22 protein-coding genes are annotated in these 22,993 nt (G+C 71.3%); 12 read left to right on the top strand and 10 right to left on the bottom strand.

The window, feature by feature from the left end; translation table 11 throughout:
- Positions 1 to 5 precede the first annotated feature (5 nt).
- Positions 6 to 1,082 carry a hypothetical protein gene (locus ACGFMK_RS43170; RefSeq protein ID WP_392775863.1) on the top strand — a complete coding sequence of 359 codons (1,077 nt, stop codon included), beginning with the start codon at positions 6 to 8 and terminating at the stop codon, positions 1,080 to 1,082.
- Position 1,083: 1 nt separating this feature from the next.
- Here ACGFMK_RS43170 and ACGFMK_RS43165 read toward each other — a convergent pair whose 3' ends face one another.
- Both ACGFMK_RS43165 and ACGFMK_RS43160 read right to left on the bottom strand, forming a co-directional pair.
- Positions 1,084 to 1,596: a 2'-5' RNA ligase family protein gene (locus ACGFMK_RS43165; RefSeq protein WP_392775860.1), complete on the bottom strand. Its 513-nt coding sequence runs from the start codon at positions 1,594 to 1,596 to the stop codon at positions 1,084 to 1,086.
- Between the two features lie 38 nt (positions 1,597 to 1,634).
- The gene (locus ACGFMK_RS43160; protein WP_392775857.1) at positions 1,635 to 2,054 is read right to left on the bottom strand and encodes a hypothetical protein; all 420 of its coding nucleotides are present in this window, start codon (positions 2,052 to 2,054) and stop codon (positions 1,635 to 1,637) included.
- Between the two features lie 156 nt (positions 2,055 to 2,210).
- Here ACGFMK_RS43160 and dinB point away from each other — a divergent pair, with 156 nt between their 5' ends.
- Positions 2,211 to 3,401, top strand: coding sequence for a DNA polymerase IV (dinB, locus tag ACGFMK_RS43155; RefSeq protein ID WP_392775854.1), 1,191 nt, complete (start codon positions 2,211 to 2,213; stop codon positions 3,399 to 3,401).
- 43 nt (positions 3,402 to 3,444) lie between these two features.
- On the opposite strand, the gene ACGFMK_RS43150 is transcribed toward dinB, so the two are convergent.
- Positions 3,445 to 4,344, bottom strand: coding sequence for a class I SAM-dependent methyltransferase (locus ACGFMK_RS43150; protein WP_392775851.1), 900 nt, complete (start codon positions 4,342 to 4,344; stop codon positions 3,445 to 3,447).
- A 217-nt stretch (positions 4,345 to 4,561) separates the two neighbouring features.
- Between ACGFMK_RS43150 and ACGFMK_RS43145 the strand changes: the two genes are divergently transcribed.
- Together ACGFMK_RS43145 and ACGFMK_RS43140 are read left to right on the top strand one after the other, a co-directional pair.
- Positions 4,562 to 4,972, top strand: coding sequence for an Lsr2 family protein (locus tag ACGFMK_RS43145; protein WP_392775848.1), 411 nt, complete (start codon positions 4,562 to 4,564; stop codon positions 4,970 to 4,972).
- A gap of 787 nt (positions 4,973 to 5,759) precedes the next feature.
- A complete protein-coding gene (locus ACGFMK_RS43140; RefSeq protein ID WP_392775846.1) occupies positions 5,760 to 7,055 on the top strand; it encodes an OFA family MFS transporter in 1,296 nt (431 codons plus the stop codon).
- A 41-nt stretch (positions 7,056 to 7,096) separates the two neighbouring features.
- Here the strand turns inward: ACGFMK_RS43140 and ACGFMK_RS43135 are convergent, their stop codons facing one another.
- The 6 genes from ACGFMK_RS43135 to sucC all read right to left on the bottom strand — a co-directional run bounded on the left by ACGFMK_RS43135 (position 7,097) and on the right by sucC (position 12,515).
- The gene (locus ACGFMK_RS43135) at positions 7,097 to 8,254 is read right to left on the bottom strand and encodes an NAD-dependent formate dehydrogenase (RefSeq protein ID WP_392775843.1); all 1,158 of its coding nucleotides are present in this window, start codon (positions 8,252 to 8,254) and stop codon (positions 7,097 to 7,099) included.
- A 101-nt stretch (positions 8,255 to 8,355) separates the two neighbouring features.
- Entirely contained in the window at positions 8,356 to 9,291 is a 936-nt protein-coding gene (locus ACGFMK_RS43130; protein ID WP_392775840.1) for a LysR family transcriptional regulator, read from the bottom strand.
- Positions 9,292 to 9,295: 4 nt separating this feature from the next.
- Positions 9,296 to 10,192 carry a LysR family transcriptional regulator gene (locus ACGFMK_RS43125; protein WP_392775838.1) on the bottom strand — a complete coding sequence of 299 codons (897 nt, stop codon included), beginning with the start codon at positions 10,190 to 10,192 and terminating at the stop codon, positions 9,296 to 9,298.
- Positions 10,192 to 10,485, bottom strand: a complete 294-nt coding sequence (locus tag ACGFMK_RS43120; RefSeq protein WP_392775835.1) for a hypothetical protein — start codon at positions 10,483 to 10,485, stop codon at positions 10,192 to 10,194. Before ACGFMK_RS43120 ends, ACGFMK_RS43125 begins: the two co-directional genes overlap by 1 nt.
- On the bottom strand, positions 10,485 to 11,366 hold the full coding sequence (gene sucD / locus ACGFMK_RS43115) for a succinate--CoA ligase subunit alpha (RefSeq protein WP_392775832.1): 882 nt from the start codon (positions 11,364 to 11,366) through the stop codon (positions 10,485 to 10,487). The genes ACGFMK_RS43120 and sucD overlap by 1 nt, the downstream gene beginning before the upstream one ends.
- Before the next feature lie 3 nt (positions 11,367 to 11,369).
- Complete coding sequence (gene sucC, locus ACGFMK_RS43110) at positions 11,370 to 12,515, bottom strand: ADP-forming succinate--CoA ligase subunit beta (protein WP_392775829.1); 1,146 nt, start codon at positions 12,513 to 12,515, stop codon at positions 11,370 to 11,372.
- A 321-nt stretch (positions 12,516 to 12,836) separates the two neighbouring features.
- Here sucC and ACGFMK_RS43105 point away from each other — a divergent pair, with 321 nt between their 5' ends.
- From ACGFMK_RS43105 to ACGFMK_RS43090, 4 genes are all read left to right on the top strand, one after another.
- On the top strand, positions 12,837 to 14,561 hold the full coding sequence (locus ACGFMK_RS43105) for a thiamine pyrophosphate-binding protein (protein ID WP_392775827.1): 1,725 nt from the start codon (positions 12,837 to 12,839) through the stop codon (positions 14,559 to 14,561).
- Positions 14,562 to 14,572: 11 nt separating this feature from the next.
- On the top strand, positions 14,573 to 15,802 hold the full coding sequence (gene frc, locus ACGFMK_RS43100) for a formyl-CoA transferase (protein WP_392775824.1): 1,230 nt from the start codon (positions 14,573 to 14,575) through the stop codon (positions 15,800 to 15,802).
- On the top strand, positions 15,803 to 17,929 hold the full coding sequence (locus ACGFMK_RS43095; protein WP_392775821.1) for an acetate--CoA ligase family protein: 2,127 nt from the start codon (positions 15,803 to 15,805) through the stop codon (positions 17,927 to 17,929).
- 101 nt (positions 17,930 to 18,030) lie between these two features.
- Positions 18,031 to 19,410, top strand: a complete 1,380-nt coding sequence (locus ACGFMK_RS43090; RefSeq protein ID WP_392775818.1) for an OFA family MFS transporter — start codon at positions 18,031 to 18,033, stop codon at positions 19,408 to 19,410.
- A gap of 94 nt (positions 19,411 to 19,504) precedes the next feature.
- Here the strand turns inward: ACGFMK_RS43090 and ACGFMK_RS43085 are convergent, their stop codons facing one another.
- The gene (locus ACGFMK_RS43085) at positions 19,505 to 20,242 is read right to left on the bottom strand and encodes a GntR family transcriptional regulator (RefSeq protein ID WP_392775816.1); all 738 of its coding nucleotides are present in this window, start codon (positions 20,240 to 20,242) and stop codon (positions 19,505 to 19,507) included.
- A 146-nt stretch (positions 20,243 to 20,388) separates the two neighbouring features.
- Here ACGFMK_RS43085 and ACGFMK_RS43080 point away from each other — a divergent pair, with 146 nt between their 5' ends.
- The 4 genes from ACGFMK_RS43080 to ACGFMK_RS43065 form a co-directional block, all read left to right on the top strand.
- Positions 20,389 to 21,378: a 2-dehydropantoate 2-reductase gene (locus tag ACGFMK_RS43080; RefSeq protein ID WP_392775814.1), complete on the top strand. Its 990-nt coding sequence runs from the start codon at positions 20,389 to 20,391 to the stop codon at positions 21,376 to 21,378.
- A gap of 57 nt (positions 21,379 to 21,435) precedes the next feature.
- Positions 21,436 to 21,786, top strand: coding sequence for an NAD(P)H-dependent oxidoreductase subunit E (locus ACGFMK_RS43075; RefSeq protein WP_392775811.1), 351 nt, complete (start codon positions 21,436 to 21,438; stop codon positions 21,784 to 21,786).
- Positions 21,787 to 21,977: 191 nt separating this feature from the next.
- Complete coding sequence (locus ACGFMK_RS43070) at positions 21,978 to 22,796, top strand: hydroxypyruvate isomerase family protein (RefSeq protein WP_392775808.1); 819 nt, start codon at positions 21,978 to 21,980, stop codon at positions 22,794 to 22,796.
- The coding region (locus ACGFMK_RS43065; RefSeq protein WP_392775806.1) for an NAD(P)-binding domain-containing protein at positions 22,793 to 22,993 on the top strand (201 nt) is incomplete at its 3' end. The genes ACGFMK_RS43070 and ACGFMK_RS43065, both read left to right, overlap by 4 nt.

Below are 22,993 nucleotides of genomic sequence, written 5' to 3'. Positions count from 1 at the left end.
GTCCCGTGATCGACATTCTGTTCCTCGGGGTCGGGCTCTTCGCGCTGGCCGTCGGGATCTGGCGCGCGGTGCGGGCGCGGCGGACCGGTGCGGGCGCGGGGCTGGCCGTTTCGCTCATCGCGCTCGGCGCGGCGTTCTGCTTCCTGTCCAACCGCGCGCAGGTGGCGGAGAGCGAGCTGTACCCGAGCCTCGGACGCCTGCTCTCGAACCTCGCGACCATGGTCGCGGCCTACGGGATCGGGCTGACGGTCGCCGAGATCAGCGGCACCCGCGACCGCGGCCGGCGCACCCGGCTCGTCGCCCTGGCCGCGGCGCTGATCCTGCTGGTGGTGACGTTCTTCAGCACGTCGGACCTGCCGCGCGGCGTCGGCGTGTTCGACGAGCTTTACGGCACCCACCCGACGCTCGTCGTGTACGTCTTCGCCTACACCGTCTACCTCGGGTTCGCGGTGGTCGACATCGGGATCGTGTCGGCGGTGACGATCCGGGCGAGCGGCGGCGCGCTGCGCGCCGGGCTCTCGCTGCTGTTGCTGGCTTCCGCGTTCGCCGTCGCCTACCTCGGCGGGAAGATCGTCGCGACGATCAGGGCGCTGCAGTCGGACCACCCGGCGAAGGCGTTGTGCGCCGGGCCGTTCTCGACGCTGCCGTGCGCGCTGGACGTCGGTTTCCCGGCGGTGTCGGTGCTGCTGATCGTGGTGGGGCTGACGATCCCGTCGATCCCGGGCCTGGTGGCCGGCCGCCGGGACGCGCGGACGCTGCGCCAGGTGCGGCCGTTGCGCGCGCACCTCACCCGCCGGTTCCCGGAGATCGTCCGGATCGACCCGGGCGGTCCTTCCCGCCGCGAGCGGCTGCTGACGGCGATGAGCGAGACCAACGACGGCCTGATCCTCGCCGGGGTGACGCCGGAGCTGGCGGCCCCGGCGGCGGCGAGGCTGGTGCGCGCCCTGCCGGACGAACCGGGGGAGAGCGAACCGCCGGTCGCCGGCACGGAACCGTTCGCCGCGGACGTCGCGCGGTTGCGGGCGATCGCCCGGGCCTACCGGAAGCTCGACGCCGGGGAGGACGTCGGCTCGGCCCGGTGAGTCAGGCGCCGAACGGGGCGGCGAGCCGGGTTTCCCAGCCTTCGTCGTCGAGCGCGACCAGGTGCAGTTCCGCCGCGCGGGCCGCCAGCGGGAGGAGCGGCCGGACCTGCTCGGCGACCCGCTCGTGGTCGGCTTCGGCGCCACCCATCGCGACCGTGAGGTGCGCGGCAGGGGTGGGGCCGAACCGGCCGCCATAGGGCTGAACCTCCGGCCAGCGGGCGCAGACGGCGTCCGCGATCGGCTGCAGCGAGGGGGTGGCGATCGCCGAGAAACCCGGCGCGACGACCAGTTCGGTGAGCCGGAGGTCGACCGGCCGGACGGCGGCGGTGAGGTCGCGCACGGCGTCGACGACCTCGTCGGTCAGCTCGTGGGCCGGCAGGAACGGGTACAACGCCGTGACGTGCGCGGGCAGGCCGGGGCGGACCAGGGCGGGAGCGGTGCGCCGGGCCGCGGCGAGCACGGGCTCGGCGGCGGGCAGCAGGATCACCAGGGCGGAGGTTCCGGGTTCGGGCACGTCCGCATCATGGCAGCGACGTCGGTTCCGTGCTCTGCTCAGGCCGCGGCGCTCTGCGGGAACCGGTTCGCGCGCGCCAGGGCCAGGCTGCGCCGGCACAGTTCAACCAGCTCGTCGTTCGCGCGGCTGCGCGGGCTGTGGCCGCAGAGCCCGCAGCGGATGGTGATGTCGCCGGTCAGCTCGTCCACGGCCACGAGGGCCTGGTGGTCGCACCGGCGGCACCAGCGGTAGCCGATCGCCGGGTTGGCGTGCACCGGCGAGGAGACGCATTCGTGCAGCCAGCGACGGTGGGTCCGGCACGTGACCCGGTCGGTCGGGTCGATCCCGCCGGCGTCCTCCACGCGGTCTTCACGGGCCAGCGTCACGGCCAGCAGCGGCTGGCGTGGCGCGGCGGGCCGGTCATCCGGGCTCGGGCCGGCCCATGCGTGGTGATCGCCGCATCGGCACTTCTCGGACATGTCGCCCCCAGTGGTCGGGTGGATCGATGGCTTCGAGTGTGGGCGCGGTCACGAACGGCCGACAACCGGTAAAACGCTCAGTTTCGGCCAGCGGCACACCGGTGGCGCCGGACGGCGAAGCGGATTTCGGCCCGCGGATATGCGAACATATGTTCTATGACCGACGAGGGCCCCATCCTCCACGCCGACCTCGACTCCTTCTACGCGTCGGTCGAACAGCGCGACGACCCGGGCCTGAAGGGGCGGCCCGTGATCGTGGGCGGCGGGGTCGTGCTGGCCGCGAGTTACGAGGCCAAGGCCTACGGCGTGCGCACCGCGATGGGCGGCGTGCAGGCCCGGCGGCTGTGCCCGCACGCGGTCGTCGTGCGGCCGCGGATGTCGGCCTACTCGGCCGCGAGCAAGGCGGTGTTCGAGGTCTTCCGGGACACCACCCCGCTGGTGGAGGGCATTTCCATCGACGAGGCGTTCCTCGACGTCGGCGGGCTGGCGAAGATCGCCGGGCGGCCGAGCGTCATCGCCGAGCGGCTGCGCCGGGCGGTCGCCGAGCGGGCGGGGCTGCCGATCACCGTCGGCGTCGCGCGGACGAAGTTCCTCGCGAAGGTCGCGAGCGCGGTGGCGAAGCCGGACGGCCTGCTCGTCGTGCCGCACGACGCCGAACTGGAGTTCCTGCACCCGCTCCCGGTCCGGGCGCTGTGGGGCGTCGGCAAGGTGACCGAGGAGAAACTGCGGGCGCGCGGTATCACGACAGTCGGCCAGCTGGCCGCGTCCGAGCCGGTGGACCTCGCCGGGATGCTGGGCCGCGGCGCCGGGCGGCACCTCTACGAACTGGCGCACAGCCGGGACCCGCGGCTCGTCGAGACCGGCGTCCGGCGCCGGTCGATCGGCGCCCAGCGCGCGCTCGGCCGCGGCCGGCGGACCCCGGCCGAGCTGGACGTCGTGCTGGTGGCGCTGATCGACCGGATCGCCCGGCGGCTGCGCGCGGCGCACCGCATCTGCCGCACGGTCACCCTTCGCCTGCGCTTCGCCGACTTCACCCGCGTGACGCGCTCGTGCACTTTGAACGAGCCGACCGAAGGCACCGGCACGATCCTCGCCGCGGCGCGGGAACTCCTCGAAGCCGCGCTACCGCTCGTCTTCGACCGCGGGATCACGCTGCTGGGCGCGTCGCTGTCCAACCTGACCGACGACGACCACGTCCAGCTGGCGCTGCCGTTCGAGCGTCAGCGCGCGACCCAGCTCGACACGGCCCTGGACTCCGTGCGGGACCGCTTCGGGAAGGCGGCGGTCACCCGCGCGGTCCTGCTGGGCCGACCGGACGACCTGGAGATGCCCCTGCTGCCGGATTGACCGGAAGACTGGCCGGAAGATCGTCGCCTCGGCCGGAAAGTGGTCAGCTTCCTTGGTCCGGTTTTCCCGCCGGGTGCGGAATGCGCGCGTGGGTCAGGTGGGAAAGGCGGATCGGCTTCAGGGCGTCGTCGCGGTGCCACCCGGCCGGGCCGGCGGCGTCTTCCTGGCCGGCCTGTTCGACCACTTCGAATCCGGTGTCCCGGAGGAGCGCCGCCATGGCGGCGGGGGAGAGGAACGTGTGCCACGGCTCACCCTCCTCGGCGGCCATCGGCGCGACGGCCTCGGCGTAACCGTTTCCGGCCGCGTCGCGCAGTTCCGGGGGCAGCAGGTGGTCCGCCACGATTTCCGAGCCGGGGACCAACCCGCCGAGGTCCGTCAAGGTGGCGAGAATCGCCTCCCGTGTCAGGTACATCGTGACTCCGAGCCAGCTGACGAACACGGGACGGTGCGGGTCGAGTCCACTCTGGACGAGCCGTTCCCGGAGCCGGCCGGTTTCGAAGTCGACGGCGACGAAGGTCACCGACCCCGGTGCGGTGATCCCGGCGGCTTCCAGGAGTTCCCGTTTGGCGGTCTGGGTCGCCGGCCGGTCGACTTCGAACACCCGGAACCGGCCGGGCGGCGTGCGATAGGCGAACGAATCGAGTCCGGCGCCGAGAATCAGATACTGGTCTATACCGGAATTGGGTCGCAAGAGGCGCTCTTCGGTGAACCGGCTGCGGCAGACGGCCTCGGCACGGGCCGCGGCGAGAACCGGGTGCGTACCGTGGAGCCGGTGGTATGCCAGCAGTTCTTCGGCTCGGGCGCCGAGCAACGGCGCGGCGAGCGGGTCCGAGAAGATCGGGGGAGCGGCGTCGACCAGCAAATGTGCCGCTCGCGCGGCGGCTGCTGTGAACGCCGTGCGGCTGACGCCGGGCGCATTACCGGGAAAATCGGGTGAGGTCACCCCGCAACGGTACCGATTTGATTTCGAGCATATCACGAATACAAAAATTCTACAAGATCAACGGCATTCCGACTTGGTTGCGGTCAGGCTGTAGGGGGCGGCCCCGTCGCCCGGGCGGCCATTGTGGACGCTTCACGGGTGTCGCGCGTGCCGGACGTGATTCGACAGGTTAGGGTCTGTCCGACCGTGTTCTGGAGAAGATGAGGAACGACGAACCATGGCGCAACGGGTGCACGTCGAGATGGTGGACGACCTCGACGGGAGCGAGGCGAACCAGACCGTCCCCTTCGCCCTCGACGGGGTGAGCTTCGAGATCGACCTCTCCGAGGAGAACGCTTCGGCGCTGCGGGACGAGCTCGCCCGCTACGTCGGTGCCGCGCGGCGCATCGGCGGCCGCAAGGTCCGGCTCGCGACCGGGCAGTCGCTGACGGGCTCGTCGAGCTCGGGCACCGACCGCGAGCGCAACCGGCAGATCCGCGAATGGGCGCAGGCCAACGGCTACGAGGTCGCCGAGCGCGGCCGCCTGTCCAGCGAGATCATCGCCGGTTTCGAGGCCGACCAGGCCGCGGCCGCCGAGCCGGCGGAGGCCAAGCCGGCCCGCAAGCGCGCCACCCGCAAGAAGGCCTGACGAACAACAGCCTGCCGCGCAACGGGTTCCGGTCCCCGGGGAGGGGAACCGGTCACCCGGGGCGCGCCTGCGCCACCGCCGGTTTCCGGCGCGAAGTCCGGCTGTTGCGCAGCATCGTCCGCTCGGTGAAGTTCTGCTGACGCGTCTTGAGCCGAGTGTGTTGCACGGCCGCCGTTACGGCTGCGCCACTCGGCGGATCGCTTTGCCTGACCGGCAAGCCGCGTAAGTGCAACTTGCAATTCGCCGCCCGGATGGGTGCGCCACTCGGTGCAATCCCTTGTCCGGTCGGCAAGTCCCGCGAACGCTGTTCGCTCACGAGTGTCGGGGCCGTTCGCCCCTTTCCCTTGGCGCTCCCGTAGCTGTGGTGTGCCGTTCCTCTGGGTGACCACATCGGACCCCCGTCGGTCCGGCCTGGGGTTGATCGCCGGAAAGCGGACACGTCCCGGCTTGCCCAAAGGCTTGTCGGAGGGGGTCTCCGCTGGCCAGACTGTCAGTGCTCCACGCGGCCGGTACCGCGCCGGAGCACTGGCCCGGTGGCCGCCTCCTCCCTCGATGGCCACCGGGCCGCCTTCCTCGGCCTCCCGGGACTCGCGCGCCGAGACGAACCCGGCGCGGACACCCGAGGTCTCAGCGGTTTCCGCAGCTCGCTCGCCGATCCGCGCCGCGATCCGCTGGCGTCCCGAAACGCGCGGATCCTGCTGTGGACATCCCGGCCACCTAAGTGCACACTCGGACTACTCCATACTGCATACAATCTCCAGCGAACAGCGAAGGGGAGGCGGTCGTCATGCCCGAGGTCCGTGAGCTCCGGGACGTCTACGGACGGCGGTACCGGGTCGGGGAGACCGACCTCGAGCTGCTCGGCCGGCCGCGCGCCCGGATCACCTGGCTCGCCGCGGCCGCCATGCTCGCGGCCGGCGTGCAGCAGTACGGCTTCGGCGCGATCGTGCCCGCGCTGAGCCGGGCGCACGGCTGGACGTTCGGCGGGATCGTCCTGTCCTTCGCCCTCTGGGCGGTCTGCCAGGCCGGCGCCGCGTTCCCGGCGGCGTGGCTGCGCGAACGCGGCGTCCTGCCCGCGCCCGCCGCGATGGCGCTCGGCGCCGTGCTGTGCGCCGCCGGGCTGGTCACCCTCGGCCACGCGAGCACTCTGCTCACCGTCTACCTCGGCTATTCGGTGCTCGGCGGGCTCGGCACCGGCCTCGTCTACGCCACCTGCGTCGGCGCCGTGCTGGCCTGGTTCCCGGATCACTCCGGGCCCAGCGCGGGGATCGTCAGCGGCGCCTTCGCCGGGGGCAGCGTGCCGTTCGTCGTGCTGGCCGCCCTGCTCCCGGACGCGCGGGCGGCGCTGCTCGACGGGACCGCCGTCGTGGTGCTCGTCGTGATCGCCGGATGCGGCGCGCTGCTGCGCTACCCGCCGCGGCACTGGTGGCCCTCGACACCGGAGCCGCGCGCCTGGGCGCTGGACAAGACGCACAACCGGCGCCGGGCGATCCGGCACTACCGGCCCGCCGAACTGTTCCGGTGCGGCACCACCCTCGCGCTCTACCTCGTCGTCGTGCTCGCCGCCGCGGTGCTGCTCTTCGACCTCGCGTACCTGGCGACGTACGTGGCCGGACGCAGCGGGCCCGGGCTCGCCGCCGCCGCGCTGGCCCTGCTCGCCGCGGCCACCGGGAGCGGCCGGGTCCTCATCGGACGGTTCGCCGACCGGCTCGGCCGCCGCCGGATCCTGCGGCCGGCCCTGCTCGCCGGCGGGATCGCCCAGTTCGTCCTGTACTACTCGGGGGAGCACCGGCACGCCGTCGGCCTGTTGCTCGGCGTCGCGCTGGCCGGGCTGGGCAACGGCTGCTGCTACACGCTGCTGATCGACCTGGTGCGCGAGTACTTCGGGGAGGAGTCGGCGCTGCAGAACTTCGGGGTGCTCTACAGCGCCAAGGCCGTCGGAGCCGTCGTCGGGGTCGGGCTCGCCGCGTTCGCCTTGGTGGGGGCGTTCGCCGCGGCCGGGATCCTGAGCCTCGCCGGGGCCGTGGCCACCGGGTGGCTCAGCCAGCCCGGCCGCCCGAAGTCGTTGCTGCCCACGGCGTAGCGCCCGGTGGGCGGGACACCGTCCCGCCCACCGGAACCCGCTCAGCGCGTCGAGTAGGAGTGCGCGCCGGTGCCGGCGAGCTTGCCGCCGTCGACGATCAGGTACTCGTCGCGGATCGGCGACCCGCCGAAGTAGTCCTCCAGGATCTCGCGCGTCCCGGCCGCGTACCGCGCCTGCGCCGAGAGCGACGACCCCGAGATGTGCGGGGTCATGCCCTGGTACGGCATCGTCCGCCACGGGTGGTCGGCCGGCGCCGGCTGCGGGTACCAGACGTCGCCCGCGTACCCGGCCAGCTGCCCGCTCTCGAGCGCGCGGACCACGGCGTCGCGGTCGGCGATCTTCGCCCGCGCCGTGTTGATCAGGTACGCGCCGCGCTTCATCGACGCGATCAGCGCGTCCCCGAACAGGCCCTCGGTCTCCGGGTGCAGCGGTGCGTTGATCGTCACGACGTCGCAGTGCGGCACCATGTCCGCCGCGTCCGGGTGGAAGGTCAGGTTCAGGTCCCGCTCCACCTCGGCCGGCAGCCGGTGCCGGTCGGTGTAGTGCAGGTGGACGTCGAACGGCGCCAGCCGCCGCAGCACGGCGGTGCCGATCCGCCCGGCCGCGACCGTGCCGATGTGCATGCCCTCGACGTCGTACGAGCGCGCGACGCAGTCGGCGATGTTCCAGCCGCCGTCCAGCACGACCTGGTGCGACGGCAGGTAGTTGCGCACCTGCGAGAGGATCATCATCACGACGTGCTCGGCCACGCTGATGCTGTTGCAGTAGGTGACTTCGGCGACCGTGACGCCGTGGGCGATGGCCGCGTCGAGGTCGACGTGGTCCGAGCCGATGCCGGCGGTGACGGCCAGCTTGAGCTTCGGTGCCCGCGCGATCCGCTCGGCGGTGAGGTAGGCGGGCCAGAACGGCTGGGAGATCACGATCTCGGCCTCGGCGAGTTCGCGGTCGAATTCCGAGCCGTCACCGTCCTTGTCGGAGGTGACGACGAGCGTGTGTCCCTGTGCCTCCAGGAACTTCCGCAGCCCGAGCTCACCGGAGACGCTGCCGAGGAGCTGTCCCGGCGTGAAGTCCACACCCCGCGGTGTGGGCAGCGTCTGGCCGCCGGGGTAGCCGTCCAGGTGCGGCAGGCCGTCGCGCGGGTAGGTCTTCGGGTAGCCGTCCACGGGGTCGTCGTAGAGCACGCACAGCACCTTTGCCACAGCGTCACACTCCAGTTTTTGTTGCGGGACAAGTACTTTCACCGTCCTCCGCGCGCGTGAGGCGGTCAACGTGAAGGTTTCTATCCCGGGATAGGCGCCGGCTATCGGCGCTGCTCGGCGAGGTGCTGGTGCAGCAGGGCGTCGAGGGTGCCGCGGACGTCGACGCCGCGGACGACTTCCAGCAGCGCGCGGGCCAGGATCGGTTCGGGCGAACCCGCCGTCACCACCAGGCCGATCCGGTGCGACCGCGACGGCGTTTCGAGCGGCACCACGCGCATGCCCGGCGGCACACCGAACAGGTGCAGCCAGGCGTGGGAGATCACGCTGGACCAGTGGTGCGTGGCGACGTGGGAGTAGAGCGCGGAAACGGTGTCCGTTTCGATCGCCGGCACGACGGTGGCGCCGGCCTCGGCGAACAGCGCGTCGAGCACCCGGCGGTTGCGCATGTGCGGCATGAGCAGGCACAGCGGCAGCGTGGCGACTTCGGCCCAACGCACCACGCGGCGCTCGGCGAGCTCGCCGTCGGACGGGGTCAGCAGCAGGTACCGCTCCTCGTACAGCGGAACGCACCGCAGCCCGTGCGGGGTCTCGTCGTCCACATAGGTCAGTCCCGCGTCGAGTTCGAAAGCGGACAGCCGTCGCGCGATTTCGTCGGAGGACAACGACTCCAGCGTCACGCGGGCATGTGGGTGCCGTTCGCAGAAGGGCGCCGTGAGCATCGACATCGCGGTGAGCGCGGTGGGGATGGCGCCGACGCGCAGCACTCCCGAGAGGCTGTCGCGCATCGTCGAGAGGTCTTCGTTGAGCGCGTCACGCTCGGCGAGGATCCGCTGCGCCCACAGCAGGACGCGCTCGCCTTCGGGCGTCAGCCCGGCGTACCGCGCGCCGCGCTGGACGACCTGCGTGCCGAGCTCGCGTTCGAGCTTCCGGATCCCGGCCGAGAGCGACGGCTGGGACACGTGGCACGCGTTGGCGGCCCGGGCGAAGTGTTTCTCGCGGGCCAGCGCGACGAGATATTCCAGCTGGCGCAGGAGCACGGCTTCAGCCTAGGTGAGCTAGTACCGCGGTGACGGCCGCCGGCGGATCTTCGCGGTGGATCGCGGTGAGCTGCCAGAGCGGGGGAACGGCGAACCGCCGCACGGTGACTTCGGGAAACCGCGCCGCGGCGGAGGCCGGCAGGACGCACGCGGCCAGCCCGGCCCGCACCAGCGAGACCGCGGCGGTGAGGTCGTCGGCCTCCAGGCTGACGCTGCGGTCCGCGAACGCGCGGTCGACGACGTCCCGGATCGCCCACCCGTTAGGGAAGTCGACGAGGGAGAGCGCGGAGAGGTCACCGGGCGCGGAGCGCGAGCCGCCGGGTGCGGTGGCGAGGACGAGTTCCTCGCCCGCGAGGGGAGAGGTGACCAGGCCACCGCCGGAATCGGGCGGCGTCGCGAACCCCTTCCCGGTATAGGGATCCGGTGCCTTTCCGGCCGCGTCCCGGGAATCGACCGAGCCGAGCCCGGCGTCGGCCACCCCCAGCGCGAGGTCCACTGTGGACTCCGTGAGCGCGCCCCCGAGGCTGTCCGCGGTCAGCTGGCGGACCTCGACGACCAGGCCCGGATGCGCGTCCCGCACCGCGGCGAGCACCCGGTGCAGGTCGAGCAGCAACCCCGGGGCCAGACCCAGCCGCACCCGGCCGTGGACCGGCGAGATCGCCGCCCGCGCCCGTTCGACCGCTTCGAGGGCCGCCCGCGCGGCGGGCACGAAGGCCTCGCCGGCGGGCGTCAGCGCCACGCGGTGGGTGGTGCGGTGGAACAGGGGTGTGCCGAGGTCGCGTTCCAGGGCCCGGACGACGGTGGAGACCGTCGACTGGACGGTGTGCAGCCGCTGCGCGGCCGCGGTGAAACCGCCTTCCTCGGCGACCGCCACCACGACCGCGAGCTGGCGCAGGTCCATCACGCCGCCTCGTCGAGGACGCACCCGCGCACCGCGCCGGTGTACGGCAGGCGCAGCCGCGCGCCGCACGGCCGGACGTTCTGAGCCGGGTCGGTGAACGTCTCCGCGGCCCGGCCGGGCCGGATCCCGGTGCGCTCCTCCAGCCGGCGCGCGAACTCCGTGCCGGTGACGGCGCGCATCCCGCGGTCGTGGTGGTGCGGCGGTACGACCTCGTGGGTGCCGAGCAGCGGCGAGCGGATCGTGGCGTCCACACAGGCGGGAACCGCCGGTCCGAGCCGCGGTTTCGGCGGCATCAGCTCACCAGCTCACGGGCGAGCGCGGCGGTCTCGCTCGGCGTCCGGCCGACCCGGATCCCGGCCGCCTCCAGCGCCGTCTTCTTCGCCTCGGCCGTGCCGGACGAGCCGGACACGATCGCGCCCGCGTGGCCCATGGTCCTGCCCTCGGGCGCGGTGAACCCGGCGACGTAGCCGACGACCGGCTTCGACACGTGGGCGCGCACGAACTCCGCGGCCCGCTCCTCGGCGTCGCCGCCGATCTCGCCGATCAGCACGATCAGGTCGGTCTCCGGGTCCTTCTCGAACGCCTCGACGGCGTCGATGTGCGTCGTCCCGATGATCGGGTCGCCGCCGATCCCGACGCACGTGGAGAACCCGATGTCCCGCAGCTCGTGCATGAGCTGGTAGGTCAGCGTGCCGGACTTGGAGACGAGGCCGATCCGGCCCGGCCCGGTGATGTCGGCGGGGATGATCCCGGCGTTCGACCTGCCGGGGGAGATGACGCCCGGGCAGTTCGGCCCGATGATCCGGGTCCGCCCGCCCGCGGCGACGGCGTGCGCCCACAGCCGCGCGGTGTCGTGCACCGGGACGCCCTCGGTGATCACCACCACGAGCCCGATCCCGGCGTCGACGGCCTCGGCCACCGCGCCTTCGACGAACGGCGGCGGCACGAACAGCACGCAGACGTCGGCGCCGGTCCCGGCCATCGAGTCGGCGACGCTGCCGAAGACGGGCAGCTGCGCAGAGCCGATCTCCACGTGCTGGCCGGCTTTGCGCGGGTTCACTCCGCCGACGACGTTCGTCCCGGCGGCCAGCATCCGCGCTGCGTGCTTCGCGCCCTCGGTGCCGGTGATGCCCGAGACGACGATCCGGCTGTTCTCGTCCAGGAAGATGGCCACGGTTCAGACCTCCGCGATCGCGAGTTTCGCCGCTTCGCGGGCGGCGTCGTCCATGGTGGCCACCACGGTGACCAGCGGGTGCGCGGCTTGTTCGAGGATCCGCCTGCCCTCGGCCACGTTGTTGCCGTCGAGCCGCACGACCAGCGGCTTCGTGGCCCGCTCGCCGAGCACTTCCAGGGAGCGCACGATTCCGGTCGCCACCGCGTCGCAGGCGGTGATGCCGCCGAAGACGTTGACGAACACGCTGCGCACCTGCGGATCGCCGAGGATGACGCTCAGCCCGGCGACCATCACCTCGGCCGAAGCGCCGCCGCCGATGTCGAGGAAGTTGGTCGGACCGCGCGCGCCGGCCGCGGCCGCGGCCGCCGCGACGACGTCCAAAGTGGACATGACGAGCCCGGCGCCGTTGCCGATCACGCCGATGTCGCCGTCGAGCTTGACGTAGTTGAGGCCCTTCTCCCGCGCTGCCCGCTCGAGCGGATCGCCGTCGTGGGGATCGTCGAAGGAAGCAGCGCGGCGGAAGTCCGCGTTGTCGTCGAGGGTGATCTTGCCGTCCAAGGCGACGATGCCGGTCGTGGTGCGGGCCAGGGGATTGACCTCGACCAGCGTCGCGTCCTCGGCGACGAAGACGTCCCACAGCTTCCGGACGACGTCCGCGGCTTCCTCCCGCACGTCCGGGGGAAAAGCCGCGGCCACGGCCGAAGCGTCCACCCCGTGGAGGGCGTTAACCGGAACCCGCAGCAGCGCTTCAGGTTCGGTCGCGGCCACCTCTTCGATCTCCACGCCGCCTTCGGTCGACGCCATGGCCAGGAACGTGCGGCCGGCACGGTCGAGCAGGAACGAGAGGTAGTACTCCGCGGCGATCTCGCTCGCCTCGGTGACGAGCACCCGGTGCACGGTGTGCCCCTTGATGTCCATGCCGAGGATGTCGTCGGCGGCCTGCTCGGCGTCGTCGGCCGTGCGCACGACGCGGACGCCGCCCGCCTTGCCGCGGCCGCCGGTCTTCACCTGGGCCTTGACCACCACCGGCCCGCCGAGCGAGGCGGCGGCGGCACGGGCGGCGGCGGGGTCGGCGGCGACGCGGCCGCGGGGGACCGGCACGCCGTGTTTCTCGAAGAGATCTCGGGCTTCGTGTTCGAAGAGGTCCATGCGGGAGCGTCCTTTCCGCGGCGCTGCAGGGCAAGGAGGTCCGCCGTGTCCGGGCGTGTGATCGCACCCCTCGGGGCCGGGGAAAAACCCTGCGGATGGGCCTGGACACGGGCTGCCAGAAGGGTGACTATATGCCTACCCCATACGGTATGCAATCTACAGTCTGCCGCGAAGAGGCCGCTGACCTCGGCTGTAACAACCGGACCTTCGGCCCGGGCCGGGGGCTCCGCCACCCGGAACCCCCGAACGACCGGACAGGGGAGCGGCGACGAGCGAACGCCGGGCCAGCGAGACCCGGCGTGGACCAGAGGAGTCGAGCGAATGACAACCACAGGCACCACCGCGGGGGAGAGCGCCCGAGCGACCAACGGCACCGCGCCGGCGGAGATCTCGGGCGGCCACCTGGTGGCCAAGGCCCTCAAGGCCGAAGGCGTCGACACCATCTTCACGCTTTGCGGCGGCCACATCATCGACATCTACGACGGCTGCGTCGACGAAGGCATCGAGGTCATCGACGTCCGGCACGAGCAGGTCGCCGCCCACGCGGCCGACGGCTACGCGCGGATCACCGGCAAGCCCGGCTGCGCGGTGGTCACCGCCGGCCCCGGCACGACGGACGCGGTCACCGGCGTCGCCAACGCCCTGCGCGCGGAGAGCCCGATGCTGCTCATCGGCGGCCAGGGCGCGCTCACCCAGCACAAGATGGGGTCTCTGCAGGACCTCCCGCACGTGGACATGATGACGCCGATCACCAAGTTCGCCGCCACCGTGCCGCACACCGCCCGCGTCGCCGACCTGGTGTCGATGGCGTTCCGCGAGGCCTACGCCGGCGCGCCCGGGCCGTCGTTCCTGGAGATTCCGCGTGACGTCCTCGACGCGCGGGTCCCGCTCTCCCAGGCGCGCATCCCCGAATCCGGCCGCTACCGGGCGTCCACGCGCAACGCGGGCGACCCGGCCGACATCGAGAAGCTGGCCGACCTGCTGGTGCACGCCAAGAAGCCGGCGATCCTGCTCGGTAGCCAGGTCTGGACGACCCGCGCGACCGAACCCGCCGTGGACCTCGTGCGCACGCTGAACATCCCGGCGTACATGAACGGCGCCGGCCGCGGCACGCTGCCGCCGGGCGACCCGCACCACTTCCAGCTCTCGCGCCGGTACGCCTTCGACAACGCCGACGTCATCGTCATCGTCGGCACCCCATTCGACTTCCGGATGGGCTACGGCAAGCGGCTGTCCCCGGACGCCACCGTCGTCCAGATCGACCTCGACTACCGGACCGTCGGGAAGAACCGGGACATCGACCTCGGCATCGTCGGCGATGCGGGCCAGGTGCTCGCCGCCGTCGCGGAGGCCGCGTCGGGCCGCCACGACAACGGCTCGGTCGGGCGCAAGGTCTGGCTCGAAGAGCTGCAGGCCGTGGAGGAGAAGGCGAAGCAGAAGCGGTTGCCGCTGCAGCACTCCGACGCGACGCCGATCCACCCGTACCGGCTGGTCCACGAGATCAACGAGTTCCTCACCGAGGACTCGATCTACATCGGCGACGGCGGCGACATCGTCACCTTCTCCGGTCAGGTCGTCCAGCCCAAGTCGCCCGGCCACTGGATGGACCCCGGTCCACTCGGGACACTCGGCGTCGGTATCCCGTTCGTGCTGGCCGCCAAGCACGCCCGGCCCGACAAGGAGGTCGTCGCCCTGTTCGGCGACGGCGCGTTCAGCCTCACCGGCTGGGACTTCGAGACGCTCGTGCGGTTCGACCTGCCGTTCGTCGGGATCGTCGGCAACAACTCGTCGATGAACCAGATCCGCTACGGCCAGGCCGCGAAGTACGGCCTCCCGCGCGAGCGCGTCGGCAACACCCTCGGCGACGTCCGGTACGACGAGTTCGCCCGGATGCTCGGCGGCCACGGCGAGGAGGTCCGCGACCCGGCCGACATCGCGCCGGCGCTTCAGCGGGCCCGCGAGTCGGGCAAGCCGTCGCTGATCAACGTCTGGGTCGACCCGGACGTGTACGCCCCCGGAACCATGAACCAGACCATGTACAAGTGAGCGGAGACAAGATGGGTAAGGCACTCGACGGCGTCCGTGTCCTCGACATGACGCACGTGCAGTCCGGTCCGTCGTCCACGCAGCTGCTCGCCTGGCTCGGCGCGGACGTGATCAAGCTGGAGACCCCCGGCCGGGGCGACATCACGCGCGGGCAGCTGCGTGATCTGCCCGGAGTGGACAGTCTCTACTTCACGATGCTGAACGCCAACAAGCGCAGCATCACCCTCAACATGAAGAGCGACGAAGGCAAAGAAGTCTTCGAAAAGCTCGTGTCCGGGGTGGACGTCCTGGTCGAGAACTTCGGACCGGGGGTCGTCGACCGGTTCGGCTACCCGTGGGAGAAGCTGGCCGCGCTCAACCCGCGGCTGATCTACGCCTCCATCAAGGGGTTCGGCCCCGGTCGCTACGCCGACTTCAAGGCCTACGAGGTGATCGCGCAGGCGATGGGCGGCGCGATGAGCACCACCGGCTTCGAGGACGGGCCGCCGACCGCGACCGGCGCGCAGATCGGCGACTCCGGTACCGGCATCCACCTGGTGGCCGCGATCCTCGCCGCGCTGTACCAGCGCACGGGCACCGGCCGCGGCCAGCGCGTCCAGGTCGCCATGCAGGACGCCGTGCTCAACCTGTGCCGGGTCAAGCTGCGCGACCAGCAGCGGCTGGCGCACGGGCCGCTCGGCGAGTACCCGAACGACCACTTCGGCGACGAGGTCCCGCGCTCGGGCAACGCCTCCGGCGGCGGCCAGCCGGGCTGGGCGGTGCGGTGCGCGCCGGGCGGCCCGAACGACTACATCTACGTGATCATCCAGCCGGTCGGCTGGGCCCCGCTCACGCGGCTGCTGGGCAAACCGGAGCTGGCCGAAGACCCGGCCTGGTCCACCCCCGAGGTGCGGCTGTCCAAACTGGACAAGGTGTTCGCGCTGGTCGAGGAGTGGACCGAGACGCACACCAAGTGGGAGGTGATGGAGGCGCTCAACGCCCACAACATCCCCTGCGGTCCCATCCTGTCGACCCAAGAGCTGATCGAGGACGAGACCCTCGCCGCGCTCGGTGCCGTCGTCGAGGTCGCGCATCCCGAGCGCGGCAGCTTCAAGACCGTCGGCTGCCCGCTCAAGCTGTCCGATTCGCCCGTCGAGATCGAACGCTCGCCGCTGCTGAGCGAACACACCGACGAGGTGCTCGGCGAGCTCGGCTACGGCGAGGCCGAGCTGGAGAAGCTCCGTTCGGCGGGGGTGATCTGAGTGGCGGATCGCGCGGCGGTCGAGAAGATCCTGGCCCAGGCGGCGGCCGAAAGCCGGTCTTCGCTGACCGCGCCCGAGGGACGTGCGGTGTGCGAGGCGTACGGCATCCCGACCCCGGCCGAGCGGCTGGCGGCCACGGCCGAGGAAGCCGTGACCCACGCCCTGGAGATCGGGCTGCCGGTGGTGCTCAAGATCGTCTCGCCGGACATCCTGCACAAGACCGAGGCCGGCGGCGTGCTCGTCGGCCTCACCGATCCCGAGGCGGTGTCGGCGGGCTTCACGAAGATCGTCGAGAACGCCAAGGCGTACCACGCCGACGCGCGGATTCTCGGCGTCCAGGTGCAGCGGATGCTCACCGAGGGCCAGGAGGTGATCATCGGGTCGGTCACGGACCCGACCTTCGGCAAGATCGTCGCCTTCGGTCTGGGCGGCGTGCTCGTCGAAGTCCTCAAGGACGTCACGTTCCGGCTCGCGCCGACGAGCACCGAGGAAGCGCTCTCCATGATCGACGGCATCCAGGCCGCGGAGATCCTCCGGGGCGTCCGCGGCGCCGAACCGGTGGACCGCGACGCGCTCGCCGCTGTCATCCACGGGCTCGGAGAGCTGGTCACCGACTTCCCCCAGCTGTCCGAAGTGGACCTCAACCCGGTGCTCGCGACGCCGTCCGGCGCCACCGCCGTCGACGTCCGGATCCTCGTCGACCCGGACGCGGCGAAGGAGCCGGTCCGGTTCACCCAGGAGGAGATCCTCGCGTCGATGACGCGGATCATGCGGCCGTCGTCGATCGCGGTGATCGGGGCGTCCGCCGAGGCCGGGAAGATCGGCAACTCGGTGATGAAGAACCTGGTCAACGGTGGTTACGCGGGGGAGATCCACCCGATCAACCCGAAGGCCGCCGAGATCCTCGACCGCAAGGCCTACGCGAGCATCACCGACGTCCCGGGCGACGTCGACGTCGCGGTCTTCGCCATCCCGGCGAAGTTCGTCCCCGCGGCGCTGGAGGAAGCGGGCGCGAAGGGCGTCGCCGGCGCGATCCTCATCCCGTCCGGCTTCGGCGAGACCGGCAACATCGCGCTGCAGGACGAGGTCGTCGCGATCGCGCGCAAGCACGGCGTGCGCGTCCTCGGGCCGAACATCTACGGCTACTACTACACGCCGGTGAACCTGTCGGCGACCTTCTGCACGCCCTACGACGTCAAAGGCGGCGTGGCGCTCTCGTCGCAGAGCGGCGGCATCGGGATGGCGATCCTCGGGTTCAGCCGCTCGGCGAAGATGGGCGTGTCCTCGATCGTCGGGGTGGGGAACAAGGCCGACATCGACGAGGACGACCTGCTCACGTTCTTCGAGCAGGACGAGCACACCGAGCTCATCGCCATGCACCTGGAGGACCTCAAGGACGGCCGGACGTTCGCGGAGACGGCGAAGCGGGTGTCGCGGCGCAAGCCGATCGTCGTGCTCAAGGCGGGCCGGACGTCGCAGGGCGCGAAGGCGGCGAGCTCCCACACCGGCGCCCTGGCCGGCAACGACAAGGTGTACGACGACATCCTGCGCCAGAGCGGCGTGATCCGGGCACCCGGGCTGAACGACATGCTCGAGTACGCCAGGGGCATCCCGCTGCTGCCGACGCCGAAGGGCGAGAACGTCGTCATCATCACCGGCGCCGGCGGGTCCGGCGTGCTGCTTTCGGACGCCTGCGTCGACAACGGGCTGAGCCTGATGGAGATCCCGCCGGACCTCGACACCGCGTTCCGGAAGTTCATCCCGCCGTTCGGCGCGGCGGGCAACCCGGTGGACATCACCGGCGGCGAGCCGCCCGCGACCTACCGCAACACGATCGCGCTGGGCCTCGAGGACGACCGCATCCACGCCCTGATCCTGGGCTACTGGCACACCATCGTCACCCCGCCCATGGTGTTCGCCGAGCTGGTTTCCGAAGTCGTCGCCGAGTACCGCGCGAAGGGCATCCACAAGCCCGTCGTCGCCTCGCTCTCCGGTGACGTCGAAGTCGAGGAAGCCAGTGACTACCTCTACCAGCACGGGGTCGTGGCTTATCCGTACACGACCGAAAAGCCGGTCGCGGTGCTCGGCGCGAAGTACCGCTGGGCGCGGTCAGCCGGACTGCTTTGAAGTACCTCCACAGGGGCTGTTCCCACGACGGAGAAAGGACGAAGATCCACCGCACGACGGTACAGAGGGACACGAGTCAACGGTGACGAAAGAGAACTCTTATGACCGCAGCGACTTACCAGGAGATCGTTGACGAGAACGGACGGGTGTATCGAGTAGGCGAAACGCCACAGGACATCATGGGGCGTTCACGAAGCTGGATGGTGTGGCTTCCCTGGATCGCCATGATGGCGGTCAGTGTCTTCGAATACGGCTGGGGCGCCGTCGAAGGCACCCTCGAAGAGAAGTACGGCTGGTCGCTCGGCGACGCGTTCTGGCTGGCCAGCATCTGGGCCGTGTTCCAGGCCGGGGTCGCGTTCCCGGCGGGCCGGCTGCGCGAAAAGAACATCATGTCGGCGAAGACGGCCATGCTGGCCGGCGCGGTGTGCAGTGGCATCGGCTACTTCACCATCTCCCACAGCGGCAACCTGGCCGTGGCCTTCGTCGGGTACGCCGTGCTCGGCGGCACCGGCGCCGGGCTGGTGTACGCGACCTGCATCAACATGGTCGGCAAGTGGTACCCCGAGAAACGGGGTGCGAGAACGGGCTTCGTCAACGGCGGGTTCGCCTACGGCGCCGTCCCGTTCATCTACGTGTTCGCCGCGTTCCTGACGCCGGCGAACTATTCGGTGATCCTCGACGTCATCGGCGTCTACATGCTGCTGGTCGTCGGGGTCTGCGGGTTCCTGTTCAAGGACCCGCCGAAGAGCTGGTGGCCGAAGGAGGTCGACCCGAAGAACTGGGCCGCGAACCGGCGGACCAAGAGCGGCGGCCTGGCCAAGAACCCGCCCGCGGTGAAGCAGTTCTCCCCGATGGAGGCGATCCGGACCGGCATGCTCCCGCTGATGTGGGTGTGTCTGGTGATCATCGGCGGGGTTTCGCTGTTCGGCATCAACTTTCAGGTGCCCTTCGCCAAGGAAAGCGGTTTCGGGGCGTTCGTCGCGGCGTCGTCGGCCGGTGTGCTGTCGATCGTCAACGGCACCGGGCGCGCGGTCGTCGGCTGGGTTTCGGACCGGATCGGCCGCCGGCAGACGCTCACCGTCGTGCTGGTGATCGCGGGTGGCGCGCAGTTCGGCGTGATGTACGCCGGCAACACGCACAACCTGGTCCTGTTCATGGTGTTCGCCTTCCTGACCGGGTTCGGCGGCGGCGCGTTCTACCCGCTGTTCGCGGCGCTCGTGCCGGACTACTTCGGCGAGAACAACAACGCGTCGAACTACGGCCTGGTCTACAGCGCGAAACTGATCGGTGGTGTCGGCGGTGGTGGCCTCGCCGCAGGGGTCATCAGCGCCTGGGGCTACACGGGCGCGTACATCCTCGCCGGCTGCATCGCGCTCCTTTCGGCGGTGCTGACGCTGTTCCTGCGCCAGCCCGGCCGGCCACGCAACCAGCTCGCCGAAACCGAGCTGGTTGCGCGACCTTCCGCCGCCACCGGCGGCTGATCCGGACCCCCGGCTTTCGGGGTTCCAAGGGGCTTGCCCCTGGCGGGGTCCGGGGTTCGACCCCGGACGATCCGGCGCCCCGGCCCTGGGGAAATCAGGGCCGGGGCGTGTCCGGACGTTCGTGGTAGGCCTGGCGGGTCTTTTCGGTGTGCCGGCTCATGATCTGCTCGGCGGCGTCGGCGTCCTTGTCCGAGATGGCGTGGATCAGCTCGTCGTGCTCGTTCCACGCGTCGTGGCCGCGGGGGCGGGCGATCGGCGTGTAGTACCAGCGCACCCGCCGGTCGACCAGGCCGATCAGTTCCGCCAGGACGGCGTTGCCGGACAGCTCGGTGATGAACGCGTGCAGGGCGGCGTTCGCGGCGACGAGCCCTTCGGTGTCTTCGTCGGCGAGCGCCTTGACGCCGGTGTTCTGCAGTTCCCACAGGCGTTTGACGTCGTCCTCGGTGGCGCGGCCGGCGGCGAGCTTCGCGGAGTGCGTCTCCAGCACGCTGCGGACGCTCAGCAGCTGGTCGGCCTCCTCGTCGGTGGGCAGGTGCACGAACGCGCCCTGCGCGGGCCGGAGGTCGACCCACCCCTCGCTCTGCAGGCGCTGCAGGGCTTCACGGACCGGCTGGCGGCTGACGCCCAGGTACTCGGCCAGGTCGGCCTCGACGAGGTGCTGCCCGGGTTCGAGGGTGCGGTTGATGATCAGCTCGGCGAGGGCCTCGTAGACGACCTGGCGCAGCGGCGCCGGCCGCTCGACGCGCTTGGCGGGGGTCGAGCCGAGCGCGCCCTTGGCCGTGCGGCGGCCGGTCGGGCCGCGGTCGGGGAGCGGGGAAACGGGCTGGCTCACGGGGCACCTCGAGACGGAGTGGAACACGACTGTCGAGCTTCAGGATACAGGTTTTGGTATGCAAAATCCCGGCAGGACCCTGGTTCCGCATGTGAATCCAGGATACTGTATGCAATCACGGGGTCGACCTAAGTGGGAGGCACATCATGAAGGTGGCTGTTCTCGGGGCCGGGGCGATCGGCGCCTACGTCGGGGCCGCGCTGCACCGCGGCGGGACCGAGGTGCACCTGGTCGCCCGCCGGGCCCACCTGAGCGCGATGCGCGAGCACGGCGTCCGCGTGCTCAGCCCGCGTGGCGACTTCACCGCGCACCCGCACGTCACGGACGATCCCGCCGAGATCGGTGAGGTCGACTTCGTGTTCCTCGGCCTGAAAGCCAACTCCTACGCCACGTCCGGCCCGCTCCTCGCGCCGCTGCTGGGCCCGGAGACGGCGGTCGTCGCCGCGCAGAACGGCATTCCCTGGTGGTACTTCCACGGCCTGACCGGACATCCGCTGGAAGGCCGTCGCGTCGAGACGGTCGATCCCGGCGGCGCGGTGACCGCCGTGGTGGCGCTGCGCCGCGCGATCGGCTGCGTCGTCTACTGCTCGACGGTGATCGAGGAGCCCGGCGTGATCCGGCACCTGGAAGGCACCCGGTTCTCCCTCGGCGAGCCGGACGGCCGGATTTCCTTGCGCTGCAAGGACTTGAGCGCGGCGATGATCGCCGGTGGCCTCAAGGCACCGGTGGAACCCGAGCTGCGCAACGACATCTGGGTCAAGCTGATGGGCAACGTCGCCTTCAACCCGCTCTCGGCGCTGACCCGGGCGACGATGGCGCAGATGTGCGAGCACGACGACACCCGCGCGCTCGTCGCCACGATGATGACCGAGGCCCTCGCCATCGCCCGCGCGGCGGGCAGCGACCCGCAGGTCTCGGTCGAGAAGCGCATCCACGGCGCCTGGCGCGTCGGCCACCACAAGACGTCGATGCTGCAGGACCTCGAGGCCGGCAAGCCCCTGGAGATCGACGCGATCATCGGCGCGGTCGTCGAACTGGCGGAGCTGACCGGCGTCGCGGCCCCCGCGCTGCGCCACGTCCACGCCGCCATCGGCCTGCTCGACCGCACGGTGAACACCCCGGTCCCGGTCGGATGACGCTCGAGTTCCCCGACGTCCGGCAGGCCCGCGAGGAACGTGAGGTGATCGCTGGGCGTGCCGTCGGCCGACGTGGCGGAGTTCGTCCGCTCGCATCCGCTGTTCTCGCTGGCGGAGCGCCCGGGACGGCAGCTGCGCGTGTGCACCGGCGAGGCCTGCTGGGACGCCGGGTCGGACACGGTGTGCGACGTCCCCACTGAGCACGTCGGCGCCGCGGGGAAGGCGGTCGCCGGGGTCATGTGGCTGCGCAGCCCGTGCCTCGGCGCCTGCGAACGAGCCCCCGCGGCGCTGGCGTTCCAAGCCGGCGACCCGGCGGTGAGGGAACTGCTGGCTCCGGCGACCGGTGCGTCGGCGGTGCTGAGCGCCCGGCGCCCGCTGGTCCGCGGGTCCGATGTGGATAGTCGCTGAGGTCGCGCGTCCGAGGTTCGTCGACAGGTCCGGCCGCGCGGACCTTGGTTGCGTCGGAACCGGATCCACCGGTTGCCATCCCCGCCGTGCCGTGATCGAGGGCGGACCGCCACCCGTTGACCTCAGCGCAGGTCGCGGGCTATTCTCGATATGCGAAAGAAAGATTCCGGATAGCGAAATTTGAGGTCGCGATGCCTGAAGAGGCTCACACCCTGCCGTACGTCGCCAACCTGTCGATCCTGTTCAAGGAGGTACCGCTGCTCGAGCGGGCGGGGGCGGCGCGCGCGGCGGGCTTCACCGACGTCGAGTACTGGTGGCCGTTCGACGTGGCGGTCCCGGCGCGGGACGAGGTCGACGCCTTCGTCGTCTCCATCGAGCGGGCCGGTGTCGCGTTGCGCGGGCTGAACTTCTACGCCGGCGACATGGCGGCGGGGGAGCGGGGCCTGGTCTCGTGGATCGGCCGCGAGGCCGAGTTCGCCGACAGTCTCGTCGTCGCGCTCGGCATCGCCGAACGCACCGGGTGCCGCAGCTTCAACGCGCTGTACGGCAACCGGCTCGACGGCGAGGAACCCGCCAAGCAGGACGACCTGGCGCTGGTCAACCTCGCGACCGCGGCCGAAGCCGCCGCCAGGATCGGCGCGCAGCTGGTCCTGGAACCGCTTTCCGGCGCGGACCGCTACCCGCTCAAGACCGCCGCGGACGCCGTGGCCGTGCTCGACGACCTCGGGCGCGACAACGTGGCGCTGCTGGCCGACCTGTACCACCTGGCAGTCAACGGCGACGACCTGGACGCCCTGTCGACGACGCACATCTCCCGGATCGGGCACGTGCAGATCGCCGACGCGCCCGGGCGCCACCAGCCCGGCACCGGGACCGTCGACCTCGACGGCCACCTGCGCAAACTCCAGGCCGCGGGCTACGACGGGTTCGTCGGGATCGAGTACGTCCCGGAACCCGACACCCGCGCCTCGCTGGACTGGCTGCCGATCACCCGAAGGGGACGAGCATGAAACTGGGATTCATCGGACTGGGCGTGATGGGCGCGCCGATGGCCGCGCACCTGGTCGCGGCCGGCCACGACGTCAGCGGCTTCGACGTCCACGCCGCGGCCGGCGAGAAGCTGCAGGCCGCCGGCGGCCGTGCCGCGGCGGACGTGGCCGACGCCGTGGCCGGGGTGGACGTCGTGATCACGATGCTGCCCAACCAC

This window comes from Amycolatopsis sp. NPDC049252 (assembly GCF_043197175.1).
Classification (GTDB): domain Bacteria; phylum Actinomycetota; class Actinomycetes; order Mycobacteriales; family Pseudonocardiaceae; genus Amycolatopsis.
Note: the sequence above shows the minus strand (reverse complement) of the source record. Positions and strands in the feature narration are given on the sequence as shown.

Coding starts and splice junctions, on each gene's coding strand:
- ACGFMK_RS43160 (WP_392775857.1), bottom strand. CDS start 2,054: ATGTCCGAGAAGTGCCGATGCGGCGATCACCACGCATGGGCCGGCCCG.
- dinB (WP_392775854.1), top strand. CDS start 2,211: ATGACCGACGAGGGCCCCATCCTCCACGCCGACCTCGACTCCTTCTAC.
- ACGFMK_RS43145 (WP_392775848.1), top strand. CDS start 4,562: ATGGCGCAACGGGTGCACGTCGAGATGGTGGACGACCTCGACGGGAGC.
- ACGFMK_RS43140 (WP_392775846.1), top strand. CDS start 5,760: ATGCCCGAGGTCCGTGAGCTCCGGGACGTCTACGGACGGCGGTACCGG.
- ACGFMK_RS43125 (WP_392775838.1), bottom strand. CDS start 10,192: ATGGACCTGCGCCAGCTCGCGGTCGTGGTGGCGGTCGCCGAGGAAGGC.
- ACGFMK_RS43120 (WP_392775835.1), bottom strand. CDS start 10,485: ATGCCGCCGAAACCGCGGCTCGGACCGGCGGTTCCCGCCTGTGTGGAC.
- sucC (WP_392775829.1), bottom strand. CDS start 12,515: ATGGACCTCTTCGAACACGAAGCCCGAGATCTCTTCGAGAAACACGGC.
- ACGFMK_RS43105 (WP_392775827.1), top strand. CDS start 12,837: ATGACAACCACAGGCACCACCGCGGGGGAGAGCGCCCGAGCGACCAAC.
- frc (WP_392775824.1), top strand. CDS start 14,573: ATGGGTAAGGCACTCGACGGCGTCCGTGTCCTCGACATGACGCACGTG.
- ACGFMK_RS43090 (WP_392775818.1), top strand. CDS start 18,031: ATGACCGCAGCGACTTACCAGGAGATCGTTGACGAGAACGGACGGGTG.
- ACGFMK_RS43080 (WP_392775814.1), top strand. CDS start 20,389: ATGAAGGTGGCTGTTCTCGGGGCCGGGGCGATCGGCGCCTACGTCGGG.
- ACGFMK_RS43070 (WP_392775808.1), top strand. CDS start 21,978: ATGCCTGAAGAGGCTCACACCCTGCCGTACGTCGCCAACCTGTCGATC.